Source organism: Halorubrum sp. GN12_10-3_MGM (assembly GCF_005435235.1).
In the GTDB taxonomy this organism is placed as follows: domain Archaea; phylum Halobacteriota; class Halobacteria; order Halobacteriales; family Haloferacaceae; genus Halorubrum; species Halorubrum ezzemoulense.
Window position 1 is genome coordinate 23,688 of sequence record NZ_SGUB01000006.1, and the last position, 14,290, is coordinate 37,977.

Genomic DNA, 14,290 nt, shown 5'->3' on the forward strand with positions numbered 1-14,290 from the left:
TCCGGTATAAATCCGGTCAGACGCGTCGCGGGAAGGTCCCTGACACGTTCGGTCGGCGGGGCTCGCGACGGCATCGCAGCGGTCCGCCACGGCGACGGGAGCGCGCGAGCGGAGCGGCGGGGGCGGCCGGAGTGGATACCACTAAGTCGCCGACGCGCGTACTCCCGTTCACATGGATCTGACGGTCGCGATCACTGGAGCAACGAGTGGGATCGGGCGGGCCGTCGCCGAGACGTTCGTCGACGAGGGGGCGTTCGTCGCCGTCTCCGGACGCGACGGCGCGGCCGTCGATCGGACCGTCGCGGCACTGAACGGCGCGGGCGACGACCCGGACGGCGACGCCGAGGGCGACGCGGACGCCGGGGACGGCTCGCCGGCGGACGACGGCGGGACCGCGTGGGGCGACCGCGTCGACGTGCGCGACGAGTTCGACCTCGAACGCTTCTTCGAGCGCGTCGCCCGCGAGGCCGGCCCGGTCGACGTCGTGTTCGCGAACGCCGGCGTGTTCCACGGCGCGCCGGGCGAGCGGCCGACGACCGAGGTCACGTACGCCGACTACGACGACACGATGCGCACGAACGCGCGCGGCGTGTTCGCGACGATCCGCGAGGCCGTCCCGCACCTGGCCGACGACGCGCGCGTCCTCGTCCCGTCGGGCGCGGTCGCCGCCGAGTCGAAGCCCGGGATGGGCGCGTACGCGGTGTCGAAGGCGGCCGCCGAGGGGGTCGCGCGCGGGTTCGCCGCCGACCTCGACGCGACGGTCGGCGTCGTCGACCCCGGGCTCGTCGCGACCGACCTCACGGGGAAAGAGCGCGCCCGCGACCCCGAGAGCGTCGCGCCGCTGTTCGTCTGGGCCGCCACCGAGGCGCCGGCCGGGGACCTGAACGGCGGTCGCCTCGGGTTACGGGAGTGGAAGTCCGCGACGCGGTAGGCAGTTTGGCGCGCGTTACTCGCCCGTCTCGATCGGCGCGCCGACGAGGTTCCCCCACTCGGTCCACGAGCCGTCGTAGTTCCGCACGTCGTCGTAGCCGAGCAGCTCGTGGAGGAGGAACCACTCGATCGACGAGCGCTCGCCGACGCGGCAGTAGGTGATCGTCGACTCGTCGCCGTCGACGCCGGCGTCGCTGTACAGCTCGCGGAGCTCGTCCGCGCTCTTGAACGTCCCGTCCTCGTTCAGCGTCGTGCCGATCGGGACGCTGCTCGCACCGGGGATGTGACCGCCGCGCTGGGCGGTCTCGTTGAGCCCCTCGGGGGCGATGACCTCGCCGGAGAACTCCTCGGGCGAGCGGACGTCGACCATCGGGATCCCCTCCTCGATCGCCTTGTCGATGTCGTCCTTGTACGCGCGGACGCTCTCGAAGGGACCGCGGGCCTCGTAATCGCGGGGCGTGAAGTCGGGCTCCTCCGTGGAGAGCGGGTAGTCGTTCTCGACCCAGTACCCCTTCCCGCCGTCGACCACGCGGATGTCGTCGTGACCGTAGTACTTGTAGATCCAGTAGCCGAACAGCGCGAACCAGTTCGGCACGCGGCCGCCGCCGTACACGACGACGGTGGTGTCGGCGTCGATGCCGCCCTCACCGTTTCGCGCCGCGAAATCCGCCTTCGAGACGATATCGCGCTCCGTCTCGTCGGTGAAGACCGCGTCCCACTCGAAGTTCAACGCGCCGGGTATGTGGCCCTCCTCGTAGGGCGTGTACTCCGACTCGTCGGTGACGGTCGGGTTGTTGATCTCGACGAGCCGGTGGTCGGCGTCGTCGTCCTGAAAGGTGTCGAGGCGCTCTTCGACCCAGTCCGCCGTGACGAGTACGTCTTCGGACATCACCCGTAGTAGGGCCTAAGCCCGCTTTGAACGTCCGATAATGGCGGTTCTTTCCGGCGCCTGTGACGACCGGCAGCCGGCCGAAACGCCGGATTTCGACCGCCTCGAGCGCGCTCGCTCGTTTATTCCGGCTGACACCTACCGGATCACCGTCACTGGCACGTCCGCCTTGTCGACGACGCTCTTGGCGACGCTGCCCACGACCTGCTCGCGCTCCTCGGAGAGCCCGCGGTGACCGACGTAGATCGCGTCGACCGTCTCTTCGGCCGCGTACTCGGTGATCGCGTCGGCCGGCCGGCCCGTGAGCAGTTGGGTCTCCACGGTGATCGGCTCGTCGACCGCCTCCTCGGCGATGGCGCGGGCGCTGTCCAAGACCCCCTGCCCGGCCTCGACCGCCGCGTCCTCGCCCGGGAGGATGATCGTGCCGTCGACCAGTTCCGAGTCCGGCGTTAACACGTGGGCGATCTCCAGCGTCTCGTAGAACGCGACCGCCTGTCGCGCCGCGTACCGGACCGCCTCGTCCCCCTCCGTCGATCCGTCGGTCGCAACGAGGTAGCTCATACGCGGAGATGCGTCCGACGGACACATAATTCCTGTCGGGCGTTCCCGGTCTGCGGCTCTGCCGGCGGCGACTCCGCGTCGCGCCGCGGGCGGCGACGGCGGATTCCATCGTCCGCCGGCACCCGCCACCGGTCGGAGCCGACCTTACCGTCCGCCGGCGTTCGCTCCCGGCCGGACCGAGTCGCCCTCGGAGGCGTGGATCGCGTCGAGAACCTCCTGAACGCGGGTCGCCTCCGCGAACGAGACGAGGTCGCCGTCGTCGCCGTCGAGCGCGCTCGCGAACTCAGTCAGGAGCGCGCGCACGCTGTCGCCGCGCTCGTCGACGAGCGTCGCCTCGGTCTCGCGGCCGCGGTCGCGAACGAGCCGGTACCACTCCGTCAGCGACAGCGACGCCTCGTCGCCGACGACGGTGACGCTGTTCTCTTCCTCGCCCTCGTGGTCGCACAGCAGGTCGAGCGTCCCGCGGACCCCGCCGGCCCGGAACGTCGCGACCGCGTCGTCCTCATAGGTGTCGGGTCCGGAGTACCCCACGTCCGCCGAGACGGTCTCGACCGGGCCGAACAGCTCACGGACGCCGAACAGGAAGTGCGTCCCCACCTCCCGGAGCGGGCCGCCCTGCTCGCGCGACTCCAGCCACGCCACGTCCTGCCACTCGCGGGGCCACTCGGGGAACCGGAACCGGAGTTCGACCCGACGCGGGTCGCCGACCTCGCCCGCTTCGACCGCCTCCCGGAGCCGGACGAAGCCGGGGGTGTAGCGGAACGGGAGGTTCACGGCCGTGACGCGGTCGGTCTCCTCGGCGAGCGCGACGAGTTCGCGGCCCGTCTCCGCGTCCGCCGCGATGGGCTTCTCGCAGATCACGTGTTTGTCGGCCGCGAGCGCGTCGGCGACAACCTCCCGGTGCGCGAGCGGCGGGACGCCGACGTAGACGGCGTCGAGGCCGTCCGTCTCGACGAGCGCCTCGTGGTCCGTTGTCGTCGCGGTGCGGTCGGTCCCGTGGTCGGCCGCGAGCGACGCGGCGCGGTCGGCGTCGAGGTCGCAGGCGGCCGCAAGCTCGAACCGGTCGTGGTCCGCTATGACGCCCGCGAGGCGGTTCCCGATGACGCCGCAGCCGACGATGCCGATCTGTATCACGCCCGACGAGAGCGGGCGGACGCGCTTGTAGCTTCGGGAGCCGGACTCGACCCGGGCCGCCTTCGGCCGGTCCCGACCGCCTCAGGTGTCGTCCAGCGGCCGCGCGACCATCTCGCCCCACGGCTCGAAGCCGTGGCGGTCGTAGAACCCCCTCGCGCGGTCGTTCGCCGGGTCAACGTCGAGGACCAGTCGGTCGAGCGGGAGCTCCTGGTCGGCCGCGAGGTCGAGCGCGGCGCCCAGCAGGTTGTCGGCGACGCCGGTCCCGCGGTGCTCGGGCGCGACGTAGAGCTCGTTCAGCACCGCCGCGTCCCATATCATCGCCAGCCGTTCTGGGAGGACGAAGACGTAGCCGACGACGGCGCCGTCGGCCGCCGCTTCGTCACCGGGCCCGTCGGCGCTCCCGTCGACCGCGACGGTCACGCACCGGAGGTCGTCGGCGACGCAGCGGTCGACCCAGTCGAGCCACCGCTCGCGGTACGTGTCGGTGAGCTTCTCCGCGTAGGCGGCCGCCTTCCCGTCGCCGCCGGTGCTCTCGCCGAGGCCGCGCTCGAAGGCCACCTTCGCCGCGTAGAGCCCGTCGGCGTCGCGCTCGCGGTCGTAGGGCCGGATTTCGGGTGTCACGCGTCGCCCTCCGCGGAACCTCCGCTCCCGTCGCCCGCCGACTCGTCGCCCCCGGTCTCCGCGCCTCCACCCTCCTCGCCCTCCAGCACGTACTCCGCGAGCGTCGGGACGAACGTGCCGATGTCGGTGACCATGCCGACCGCCTGCGCCGAGCCGCGGTCGAGCAGCTGGGTGACCGTGGCGGGGTTGATGTCGACGCAGACGGTCTTCGTCGTCGACGGGAGGCAGTTGCCGACCGCGACGGAGTGGAGCAGCGTGGCGAGCATGAGCACGATGTCGGCGTCGCGGGCCTGCTCGCGGATCGCGTCCTGCGCCTCGACCGCGTCCGTGATCGTGTCCGGCAGGGGGCCGTCGTCGCGGACCGACCCCGCGAGGACGGTGTCGACGCCGTTCTCGACGCACTCGTACATCACCCCCTCCGTGACGACCCCGTCCTCGACGGCTGCCTCGATCCCGCCGGCGCGGATGATCTCCGAGATGGTCCAGATGTGGTGTTTGTGTCCCTTCCGCGGGTGTTCGAGCGTCTCAACGTCCATCCCGAGCGAGGTGCCGTAGATCGAGCGCTCCAGGTCGTGGGTGGCGAAGCCGTTGCCCGCGGAGAGCGCGTCGACGTAGCCCGCGGCGACGAGGTCGGCGAGCGCGTCGCCCGCGCCGGAGTGGATCACCGCGGGGCCGGCGACCACCATCACGGTCCCGCCGTCCGCCTCGACGGCGCGGAGCTCCGCGGCGACCTCACGGATCGTCGACTCGGAGGGGCGCTCCGCGGAGACGCCGCCCTGCATGAAGCCGAACGCGCCGCCGCCGCTCCGGGGGCGCTCCGGCGGGTTCACCCGGATCCCGGACTGGTCGGTCGCGACGAGGTCGCCCGCCTCGACCGCGCTGAGCGTCTTGGTGCGGGCGCGCGCCGCCCCGTCGTTGCCCGCGTCCGATGCGTCCGCTCGGTCTCCCTCGCCGGCGTCCGCTGCCGGCTCGGGTTCCACCACCAGCGCGCAGTCCATCTCGATCCCCTCCACGTCGATCCACTCGCCGTCGTACAGCACCTCGGTCGGGTGGTTCGTCGTCGAGTAGAAGTTCGGCGGCACCACCTTGTCCGCGGGCGCGGGGACGAGCTCCACGTCGGACGGGTCCTCCAAGACCGCGCCGTTCTGGTGGAGCTCGTGGAGGATCGCGCGCAGCGTCTCGGGGTCGTCGGCCGAGACGGCCAGCCGGCAGTACGACTCCTCGGTCTCGTGTTTCCCGACGTCGAACCGCTCGACGTCGAACGAGCCGCCAAGGTCCATCACCGCGCCGAAGCAGCGCTGCATCGTCCCGCTGTCGATGAGGTGCCCCTCCAGCTCGACGGTCCGCGACTGGGTCATACGGAGGCGTCGCGCCCCCCGGTGAAACCCGTTTCCCTGCCGCCGTCGCTACCGCCCGATCGTCCCCTGCCGCGTCACCGGCGCGTCGGGGTCGACGAGGAACGCCACGACGGTCGCGCCCTCGTCGCCCGCGGTCACGGTCGGCGGGGCGCCCTCGCCGGTCCACAGGGCGCTCTCCGTCTCCGAGAGCGCGGCGTCGCCGACCTCGGCCGACCCCTCGAAGACGTACACGTAGGCGTCCCGCCCCTCGACGTCGGGGAGCGTCGCGCCCGCGCCGGCGTCGAGTCGAACGTCGTAGCAGTCGACCGCGTTGCGCACGGTGAACGGGTGGTCCGACCCCGCGGGCGCGAACACGCGACGCCACTCGTCCGGTTCGGGGTCCGGGAGCGGGCCGTGCTGGATCCCGGGCTCCAGACCGAGGTCGTGCGGGCGAACGAATATCTGGAGCATCCGGAGCGGCGGGTCGTCCGCGAGTGTCTCCTCGGCGTGCCAGAAGCCCGATCCGGCGTTCATCACGAGGAGGTGCTCCGCGTCGGTGACGAGTTCGTTCCCCTCGCGGTCGTCGTGGCGCATCACCCCCGCGGGCACCCACGAGACGATCTCCTCGTCGCGGTGCTGGTGCATCCGGATCAGCGTGCCGGGGTCCATGAACGACTCGACGACCGTCGAGAGCGGGCCGTACCCGTGGTCGTCGTGGTCCGGGAGGTTCCGCCCGGGGAAGTTGAATCGCGTGCGGAACTTGCCCTGATCTCGAAAGACCTCGGAGCGAGGCGCGGGGAAGAGGTCGCGGTCGGCCGCGGCGGCGGAATCCATTACCAGCCGGTAAAGTCCCGTCGAGCAAAAGCCGTCCGGTGGGGGCGACGCCCTCTTACTCCCCGCGCCCCTCGATCCGATATCGTGACGACCGTCCTCTCGGACCGCGACCGGCGCAAGCGGGACGACCGCCCCGACGGGACGTTCTACGCCGACCCGCGGTTCGTCACCCACGCCGACGACGCGTTCCTCGACCGGCTGACCGCGCTGTACGCGTCCGTGACCGATCCCGACGACCGCGTCCTCGACGCGATGAGCAGTTGGGTCTCGCACCTGCCCGACACCGACTACCAGCGCGTGGTCGGTCACGGGCTCAACGAGGCCGAGCTGGCCGAGAACGACCGGCTCGACGAGTTCGTCGTGCGCAACTTCAACCAAGATCAGTCGCTCCCGTTCGCCGACGACGCGTTCGACGCCGTCTGCTGTGCGCTGTCGGTCCAGTACCTCCAGTACCCCGGCCCCGTGTTCGAGGAGTTCGCCCGGGTCCTCGCGCCCGGCGGAACGATAGTCGTCAGCTTCTCGAACCGGATGTTCCCGACGAAGGCCGTCCGCGCGTGGCGGGCCGCCTCGATGGACGAGCGCGCCGACCTCGTCGAGCGGTACCTCGACGCCGGCGGCTTCGACGTGACGGACCGGATCGCGGAGCGCCCGGGTCAGGACCCCTTCTACGCCGTGGTCGGAACGCTCCCGTGACCCCCCGCCGCGCCGCGGCCGCCGTCGTCGACATCGGACTCGCGCTGGCGCTCGGCGCGGCCGCACGCCTCGCGCACGTCTACTGGTACCGCGCCTTCGCGACGAGCGTCCCCGTCGACCTCGCCGGCTCGGTCGCCCTCGGGGTCGTGTTCGCCGTCGGCCACCTCGTCGTCGCCTCCGGCGACCGCGTCTCCGCCGCGACGGAGCGACGGCCCGACTCGCGGGCGTGGGGGCCGCGTCGAACCGCCGCCGCGTTCGGCGTCGGGTTCCTGCTCCACGCCGCCGTGGCGCCCGCGTTCACGCCCTTCGGCCTCGAACCGGCCGGCGTCAACGCGGCGCTCGCGGCCGGGGGTGTCGCGGTCGGGCTCTGGTCGCTCGGGGTCCGTCGCGCGGCGCGGACGGGAGCGTAGCCGGCCCGGAACAGGAGCCGGGACCGACGGCGGCCCCGGTCAGTCCGCCGCCGCCGACTCGGCCGCTTCCAGCCCCGAGCCGCTCGGCGGCCGGAGGACGAACACCGCCAGTCCCGCGGCGACCGCGAGCGCACCGCCGAGGGCGAACGTCGGCGTCCAGCCGAGCGTCGCGACGAGGTAGCCGGCGACGGTGCCGGAGAAGACGCCGCCGCCGACCTTCGCGGTGTACAGGACCGCGTAGTTGCCGGAGGAGTTGGCCGAGCCGTAGTAGTCGGCCAGCAGGGACGGGAAGTAGACGTACAGTGGCGAGGAGAAGAACATCGCGCCGAGGACGAACGCGACGAAGACCGCGCCGTTACCGGCCTCGCCGGCGGCCACCAGCCCGACCCGGAACAGCCCGGCGAGGAGGAACGAGCCCGCCATCACGCGCTTGCGGCTGAACCGGTCGGTCGCCTCGCCGAGGATCAGCCGCGACACCCCGGCGGCGATGGGGAGGAGCGTCGCGGAGAGCGTCGCGATCAGCGCCGCGAGCCCGAAGTTCTCCGCGAACCGGACCACGTTGGCGATCACGAGGAGGTCCGCGCTCGCCATCGCGATGAACATCGCGTACAGCAGCCAGAACTGCCACGTCGAGAGCATCTCGCGCGTCGAGTAGTCGCGGCCGCGGATCGACGCCGCGAGCCCCTCGTCGCCGTCCCCGCCGTCGGCGTCGTCCGTCCGGTCCAGCCAGTCTTTCGGCGGGTCACGGAGGAGGAACGACCCGACGAGCGTCACGAGTAAGATTCCGATCCCGATGTTGCGGAGCACGTCGCCGTACCCCGCCACGGTCGCGTTCGCCCGGACGTACGGGACGACGAGGGCGCTTCCGGCCGCGAACGCCATCGTCCCGACGCCGGTCGTCAGCCCCGTGCGGTCGGGGAACCACTTGACCGCGGTGTTGACCGCGACGGTGTACACGATGCCGACGCCGACCGCGCCGAGCGAGTACAGGAGGTACAGCTGCCAGAGGCTCGTCGCGTACGCCAGTCCGATGTACCCGCCGCCAGCGAGGATCGCCGCGAGGAACGTGAGCGTCCCCGGGCCGCGGCTGTCTCGCCACTTGCCCGCGGGGAACTGCGAGAGCGACTGGAACACCACGTAAAACGAGAACACCGCGCCCAGCGCCGGCAGCGCGATGTCGAGGCTGTTCGCGAGCGGCTGCTCGATCGACGACCAGACGTACTGGTACGGGCTCACCGCCGCCATCATCCCGGCCGCAGCGGCGATCTGCCACCATCGCGAGAACCCGAGAATGTCGGCCGCGCGCGCGGCGTAGTCGACGCCGCCCGCCGCCCCCTCCTCGGCGGCCGCCTCCGCCGACTCGTCCTCAGCCATCGTCGTCCGTCGTCCGCGTGCTGTCGGTCTGTGTCATGTGGTCTCCGTCCCTCGTCGGACCGCGGCGCGCTGCCGACTCCCCGTCGACTCCCCGCCGACCCGCTGCGGCCGTCTCGTTTCCACCCACCGCGCTCGCCGACTAAAACGCGTCGTTGGGGTCGGTCCGCGGCCCCCGACAAATAAATTATGATAATCGTTTATCCTGTCGAAAAATGTTAAGAACAGCCAGATCTTATCGAAATCCGAACAACAGGTCGGTAGCTATCCGACCTTTTTCGCAATTCATGTCCACCGATATCGACGCCACCGACGCGACGGGCGAGACCGCGGCCGTGTCTCCGGACGCCGACGCCGCAGCGACGGGACGCTTCGAGCGCGTGCTGGTCGTCGCGACCGACGATCCGGCCGGACGGGCGGCGGTGTCGACGGCCGTCGACCTCGCGGCGACGCACGGAGCGGTCGTCGACGCGCTGTACGTCGTCGACACGGCAGAGGCGTGGGACGTGGTCGTCGAGCGCCGCGAGCGGACCGGCGAGGAGCTCGTCGAGGCCGCCGAGGACGCGGGCGCCGCGGTCGGCGTCGACGTCGAGAAGTGGTTCCGCTACGGGACCACCCACCGGGAGGCGGTCGACTTCGCCGCCGCGCACGACGCCGACCTCGTGGTTGTCGGCTCCGCGCGCCGGACCGGGCTCGACCGGCTCCTCCGTCCCGACCCGGTCCCGGCCCGCGTCCGGCGCGGCGCCGACGTCCCGGTCATGGTCGTCGGACCGGACGACGGCTGAGCCCGTCTCGCGCCATCGGAGGCGCCGCACGCGACCGGTTAAGTGGGCCCGGCCCCAACGATCGGTGTGACAGACGTAGGCATCGTCGGCGCGGGCGCGGGGGCGGCCGCGGCGGCGTTCGTCATCGACCGGACCGTGCCGGAGGCGGACGTGACCGTGCTGGAGAAGTCGGGCGGCCTCTGTGGGCGCGCGGCGACCCGCCGCCACGACGACCTCACGTACGACTACGGGGCGAACTACCTGAAGAGCGACGACGACCGCGTCGTCGAGCTGATCACCGAGACGCTCGACGACGAGGGGCTCGTCGAGGTGACGGAGCCGGTGTACACCTTCGACGTCGACGGGGCGGTGTCCCCGGGCCGCGACGCCGACGAGCACAAGTGGAGCTACCGGCGGGGGCTCACACAGATCGCGAAGCGGCTGTTCGGCCGCACGGACGCCACGGTCCACCGGCGCACCCGGGTCGAGACGGTTCGACGGACGAGCGCCGAGGACGCGTGGGAACTCGACGACGCGGACGGCGAGACGCACGGGCCGTTCGACCGCCTCCTCATGAACCCGCCGGCCCCCCAGACCGCGGAGCTGCTCCGGACGGCTGAGTGGGACGACCCGCTCCGCGAGACGCTGGTCGACGCTGTCGGCGGGGTCGAGTACGGCAGCGTCTGGACCGCGGTGTTGCGCTACCCGTTCGAACTCGACGTGCCCTACTACGCGCTCGTGAACACCGACAAGGAGCACGCGGTCGGGTGGATCTCGCGCGAGGAGTGTAAGGCCGGGCACGTCCCGGACGGCGAGACGCTGCTCGTCGTCCAGGCGAACGGCGCGTGGTCGACCGAGCACTACGAAGACGACCCCGCGGGGAACGTCGCCGCGCTCGCCGACCACGCCGCCGACATCATCGGCGACGACCGGCTGGCCGACCCCGCGTGGACGGACCACCAGGGGTGGCGCTATGCGCTCCCCGAGGTGGGCGTTGACGGCGGCCCCGTCGACTCGGCCCGCGACGCAGGGCTGTACCTGCTCGGCGACTGGGTCGCGGGCGAGGGACGGCTCCACGCCGCAATCGCGAACGGGCTCGACGTCGGCGAGCGCGTCGCGTATCGGATCTGAGAGGGCGGAGACGGCGTCGGCCGGTCCGAGGCGCTGTCACCGGAGAAGTGGTCGGTTTGTGAAGCGGTTCGACGGCGCGCCGAGCGGCGGCGTCAGTTCGTCGTGATGCGGTACTCGACGGTCCCCAGCCCGGGGAGCGTGAACGTCTGGACCCGACCGCTGCGCCGGCGCAGGGTCCGCAGGACGGACCGCGAGAGGACGGCGAGCGCGACGGTGCCGGTCAGGACCGCGACGGTCGCGACGGGGTAGGAAAACGCGACGAACGGTGCGACGACGAGCGCGAGGAACGCGAGCGTCCCCAGCGGCGAGCGGCTGCCCGGCGGCGAGCCCGAGCCGATCGGTCGGTGTTCCTCGGCCGGCGTGATGTAGCCTTGATACATATCTCACTGTACACGCTCGGGCGACTAAAAACTTTCACTTTCCAAATAGGTTTTGAGAAACGGTACCATGTCACATATCCGTAAATCAACTGAAACGGTCGTTAATGCGGTGTAAGTCGTACCATGCTACTCGTTGGTACACTTCTCATATTTCTGTGAGGAGTCCCGTCGTCCGCGTCGACGACTCCGATCGCCGGGGCCTCGACAGAGACGGACGGCGGTCGCGGTCTCGGCGGCGGGCGGCTCGTCTCCCCGGCGGCGATTCCGGTGGTGCGACGGGTCGGCGGTGCTTTTATTCCGCTCCACCGACTTCCGTAGATACGGACAGACACGATGACACTCGACACACCCACCACCGATCCGACGGTCGTCGTCGCGGCGCCGGAGCGCAGGCGCGTGGTCGCCGGTCTCGCAGACGAGGCCGTCGAGACCGTCGCGGACCTCCGCGTGCGCGGGCGGGCCGAAGAGATCGCCGCCGAACTCCGCGAGACGCACCTCCCGGCGCTGGAGGCGGCCGGCTACATCGAGTGGGACCGCGAGGCCGGGACCATCGAACCCGGCCCGAACTTCGAGGAGGCCGCGGCTCACGTCGACGACCTCCCGATGCCGGACGGCGAGCCCTCCGACGACTGACCGCTCCGCCGACCGATCGCTCCGACGGCTGACCGCTCTGTCGGCGGCTCCGGCGGGACGGTCGAGCGCGCGTGGCGGCCCGAGAGCGACTGCCGCGGACGCGGCCCGAGACGTTTATCCCCGGGCGCGGGCGACACCCGACAGCGATGGCCGAGCCGATCCTGAAGTGGGCCGGCGGGAAGCGCCAGCTGCTCGACCAGCTGTACGCCCGCTTCCCGGCCCAGTTCGGCCGGTACCACGAGCCGTTCGTCGGCGGCGGGGCCGTCTTCTTCGACTTAGAGCCCGCCCGCGCGACGGTCAACGACGCGAACCCGCGGCTGGTGAACTTCTACGAGCAGGTTCGCGACCGCCCCGAGGAGCTGATCGCCCGGCTCGCGTCGTTCGACGACCCCGAGAGCGACCCCGACCCGACCCTCCCGTACGCCGAGGAGACGGCGCGCGGCCGGGACGTGGACTCGTACTACTACCAGCAGCGCGCGCGGTTCAACCGCCGGCCGTACGAGGGCGAGTTCGACCCGCTGGCGGAGGCCGCCCTGCTCTTGTACCTTAATCGGACCTGTTACAACGGCCTCTACCGCGAGAACGCCGACGGCGGGTTCAACGTCCCGATCGGTCGGTACGCCGACCCCGACTGGGTCCAGCGCGACCGGATCCGGCGCGCGAGCGACCTGCTCGCCGACGTCGAGGTCCGGCAGGGCGACTTCGCGTACGTCCTCGACGCCGCCGAGCCGGGCGACCTCGTCTACTTCGATCCCCCCTACGAGCCGATGAGCGCGACCGCGAATTTCAACGAGTACAGCGCGTCCGGGTTCGACCGCGAGGACCAGCGGCGCCTGCTCGACGTGGCCGCCGACCTCGACGACGCCGGCGTGTGGGTCGTGCTCTCGAACAGCGGCGTGATGTACGACGCCTACGTCGACGCGGGGTTCCGCGTCGACCGCGAGGACGCAACCCGCGCGATTAACAGCGACGCCGAGAGCCGCGGCGCCGTCGACGAGATCGTCGCGACCAACGTCCCGCCGGCCGAGCGTTGCGAGGCCGGCCAGCGAGAGCTCTCAAGATACTGAGAACGGCGCGACCGATTCCCCTGACTCCGCCACGCGTCCGCTCCGACCCCGAGCCCCCTACCCGCCCGGCCGGACCCAGAGCGCGACGAACCCCCACGCGACCGTCGTCGTCGCCGCCATCGCGACCATCGTCGCCACCGCGGGCAGCGGCTCCTCGCGCCGCGTGAACCGTCGGTAGCCGGGGACGAGCCCGACGAGCGGGAGCAGCGTCGCCGCGGCCACGACCGGCGGGAGCGCTCGCCCGACGAGGGCGACGGTCGCGACGGCCGCCGTCGCGACCCCGAGCGCGTACGCGGCCCGGAGCCGCCGGGGCGACCAGCGCGTCGCGAGCGTCCGCTTCCCGACCGCGGCGTCCGCCCGGCGGTCGGGCCACGTCGTCTCCAGGAGGTTCACGAACACCGTGGCGCCGAACGGAAGCGTCGCGAGCGCGGCGGCGGCGGTGACCTCGCCGGCGACGACCGCGAACCCGTACAGCGGGAGCGCGACGCCGCCGAGGAGCGCGTTCGCCGGCGCGCCCAGCCCGTTCCACGCGAGCCGGAGTGGACCGACGGAGTACTGCCAGCCGACGACGAGGATTCCCGCGAGGAGGGCGGCCGCTGTCGGCGGCAGGAGCGCCGCCTCGGCGAGCCCGGTCGCCTCGCTCGCGACCCCGAGGCCGGTCAGGGTCACGCCGAGCCCGCCGGCGGCGACCGCACCGCGCAGCGCGATCCTCCGCGGGAGGTCGGTCTCGACCAGCGCGCCGCTCCCGCCCGAGAACGGGGTGCGGTCGGTGAGCGCGTCCGTTTCGACGTCGGCGTATTCGTTAGCGTAGTGGACGCTCGCGGCGACCGGTATCAGCGCCGCGAGCCCGAGTCCGAGCCGCGCTGCGCCCCCCGTCTCGCCGTACCCCCGGCCGTACGCCATCACGACGCCGAGCGCGTACACTAAGCCGATCAGCGCGACCTGCGACGGCCGCGAGAGCCGCCAGAAGGCGGCCGGGACGCGCCGGTCCATCGGTCAGTCGTCGCCCAGCCCGCGGACCTCGGCCAGCAGGTCGTCGATCTCGGGGCGGTCGGCGGGCATCCGACCCTCGTACGCGTACGCGACGACCGGTTCGCCGCCGCGAGCGTCGAGAATCATCGCCACCGGCATCCGCCCGACGAGGTCGTGGAGCGAGCCGAGGACCCCGAACCGCACGGGCTGGTCGTACGCGTCGCTCACGTCGGTCTCGGGGTCGGCGAGCAGCGGGAACGGGAGGTCGTACGAGTCCTGCCACGACCGCGCTCGGCCCACCGGCTCGGGGAGCACGGAGACGACCGTCGCGTTCAGTGCCTCGAACTCGTCGTACCGGTCGGCGATCGCTCGGACCTGCTTCCGGCAGTTCCCGCAGTGGTAGTCGCGCTGGAACAGGAGGACGATCGCGTCGGTGTCGGGGTCCGCGGCCGCGGCCGACAGTGAAAATCGGTCGGGACCCGCTCCCGCGTTCGGCAACTCGAAGTCGGGGACCGCCTCGGCGGACGTCCGAGTGTCGCTCATGGCGCCCGCTACGCGCTCCC

17 protein-coding genes are annotated in these 14,290 nt (G+C 71.9%); 7 read left to right on the forward strand and 10 right to left on the reverse strand.

The genetic code is table 11. The annotated features are described in order from the left end of the window. Positions 1-172: 172 nt before the first annotated feature. The gene (locus EXE47_RS06260) at positions 173-931 is read left to right on the forward strand and encodes an SDR family oxidoreductase (protein ID WP_089308568.1); all 759 of its coding nucleotides are present in this window, start codon (positions 173-175) and stop codon (positions 929-931) included. A 15-nt stretch (positions 932-946) separates the two neighbouring features. Here the strand turns inward: EXE47_RS06260 and EXE47_RS06265 are convergent, their stop codons facing one another. The 6 genes from EXE47_RS06265 to EXE47_RS06290 all read right to left on the reverse strand — a co-directional run bounded on the left by EXE47_RS06265 (position 947) and on the right by EXE47_RS06290 (position 6,306). Then, entirely contained in the window at positions 947-1,819 is an 873-nt protein-coding gene (locus tag EXE47_RS06265) for a sulfurtransferase (protein WP_049930951.1), read from the reverse strand. A 138-nt stretch (positions 1,820-1,957) separates the two neighbouring features. Continuing rightward, on the reverse strand, positions 1,958-2,380 hold the full coding sequence (locus EXE47_RS06270; protein ID WP_049930953.1) for a universal stress protein: 423 nt from the start codon (positions 2,378-2,380) through the stop codon (positions 1,958-1,960). Positions 2,381-2,524: 144 nt separating this feature from the next. Then, entirely contained in the window at positions 2,525-3,514 is a 990-nt protein-coding gene (locus tag EXE47_RS06275; protein WP_089308567.1) for a Gfo/Idh/MocA family protein, read from the reverse strand. A gap of 81 nt (positions 3,515-3,595) precedes the next feature. Continuing rightward, positions 3,596-4,135: a GNAT family N-acetyltransferase gene (locus EXE47_RS06280; RefSeq protein WP_089308566.1), complete on the reverse strand. Its 540-nt coding sequence runs from the start codon at positions 4,133-4,135 to the stop codon at positions 3,596-3,598. Next, entirely contained in the window at positions 4,132-5,493 is a 1,362-nt protein-coding gene (locus EXE47_RS06285; RefSeq protein WP_089308565.1) for a TIGR00300 family protein, read from the reverse strand. The genes EXE47_RS06280 and EXE47_RS06285 overlap by 4 nt, the downstream gene beginning before the upstream one ends. Before the next feature lie 48 nt (positions 5,494-5,541). Next, positions 5,542-6,306, reverse strand: a complete 765-nt coding sequence (locus EXE47_RS06290) for a pirin family protein (RefSeq protein WP_089308564.1) — start codon at positions 6,304-6,306, stop codon at positions 5,542-5,544. Positions 6,307-6,390: 84 nt separating this feature from the next. Here EXE47_RS06290 and EXE47_RS06295 point away from each other — a divergent pair, with 84 nt between their 5' ends. Further along, positions 6,391-6,999 carry a class I SAM-dependent methyltransferase gene (locus tag EXE47_RS06295; protein WP_089308563.1) on the forward strand — a complete coding sequence of 203 codons (609 nt, stop codon included), beginning with the start codon at positions 6,391-6,393 and terminating at the stop codon, positions 6,997-6,999. Next, a complete protein-coding gene (locus EXE47_RS06300) occupies positions 6,996-7,409 on the forward strand; it encodes a hypothetical protein (RefSeq protein WP_049930965.1) in 414 nt (137 codons plus the stop codon). The genes EXE47_RS06295 and EXE47_RS06300 overlap by 4 nt, the downstream gene beginning before the upstream one ends. A gap of 39 nt (positions 7,410-7,448) precedes the next feature. Here the strand turns inward: EXE47_RS06300 and EXE47_RS06305 are convergent, their stop codons facing one another. Beyond that, a complete protein-coding gene (locus EXE47_RS06305) occupies positions 7,449-8,783 on the reverse strand; it encodes an OFA family MFS transporter (RefSeq protein WP_089308562.1) in 1,335 nt (444 codons plus the stop codon). Between the two features lie 284 nt (positions 8,784-9,067). On the opposite strand from EXE47_RS06305, the gene EXE47_RS06310 reads away from it, so the two are divergent. Beyond that, on the forward strand, positions 9,068-9,565 hold the full coding sequence (locus EXE47_RS06310) for a universal stress protein (RefSeq protein WP_086217012.1): 498 nt from the start codon (positions 9,068-9,070) through the stop codon (positions 9,563-9,565). Positions 9,566-9,631: 66 nt separating this feature from the next. After that, entirely contained in the window at positions 9,632-10,675 is a 1,044-nt protein-coding gene (locus EXE47_RS06315) for an NAD(P)/FAD-dependent oxidoreductase (RefSeq protein WP_089308561.1), read from the forward strand. 92 nt (positions 10,676-10,767) lie between these two features. Here the strand turns inward: EXE47_RS06315 and EXE47_RS06320 are convergent, their stop codons facing one another. After that, on the reverse strand, positions 10,768-11,055 hold the full coding sequence (locus tag EXE47_RS06320; RefSeq protein ID WP_049930974.1) for a hypothetical protein: 288 nt from the start codon (positions 11,053-11,055) through the stop codon (positions 10,768-10,770). A 333-nt stretch (positions 11,056-11,388) separates the two neighbouring features. Between EXE47_RS06320 and EXE47_RS06325 the strand changes: the two genes are divergently transcribed. Then, entirely contained in the window at positions 11,389-11,688 is a 300-nt protein-coding gene (locus tag EXE47_RS06325) for a hypothetical protein (RefSeq protein WP_049930975.1), read from the forward strand. Between the two features lie 146 nt (positions 11,689-11,834). After that, positions 11,835-12,755 (forward strand): Dam family site-specific DNA-(adenine-N6)-methyltransferase, encoded by a 921-nt coding sequence (locus EXE47_RS06330; protein WP_049930977.1) that lies wholly within the window; start codon positions 11,835-11,837, stop codon positions 12,753-12,755. 57 nt (positions 12,756-12,812) lie between these two features. Here EXE47_RS06330 and EXE47_RS06335 read toward each other — a convergent pair whose 3' ends face one another. Together EXE47_RS06335 and EXE47_RS06340 are read right to left on the reverse strand one after the other, a co-directional pair. Beyond that, on the reverse strand, positions 12,813-13,748 hold the full coding sequence (locus EXE47_RS06335; protein ID WP_089308560.1) for a prenyltransferase: 936 nt from the start codon (positions 13,746-13,748) through the stop codon (positions 12,813-12,815). 3 nt (positions 13,749-13,751) lie between these two features. Next, positions 13,752-14,270 carry a peroxiredoxin gene (locus EXE47_RS06340; RefSeq protein ID WP_086216463.1) on the reverse strand — a complete coding sequence of 173 codons (519 nt, stop codon included), beginning with the start codon at positions 14,268-14,270 and terminating at the stop codon, positions 13,752-13,754. Positions 14,271-14,290 lie beyond the last annotated feature (20 nt).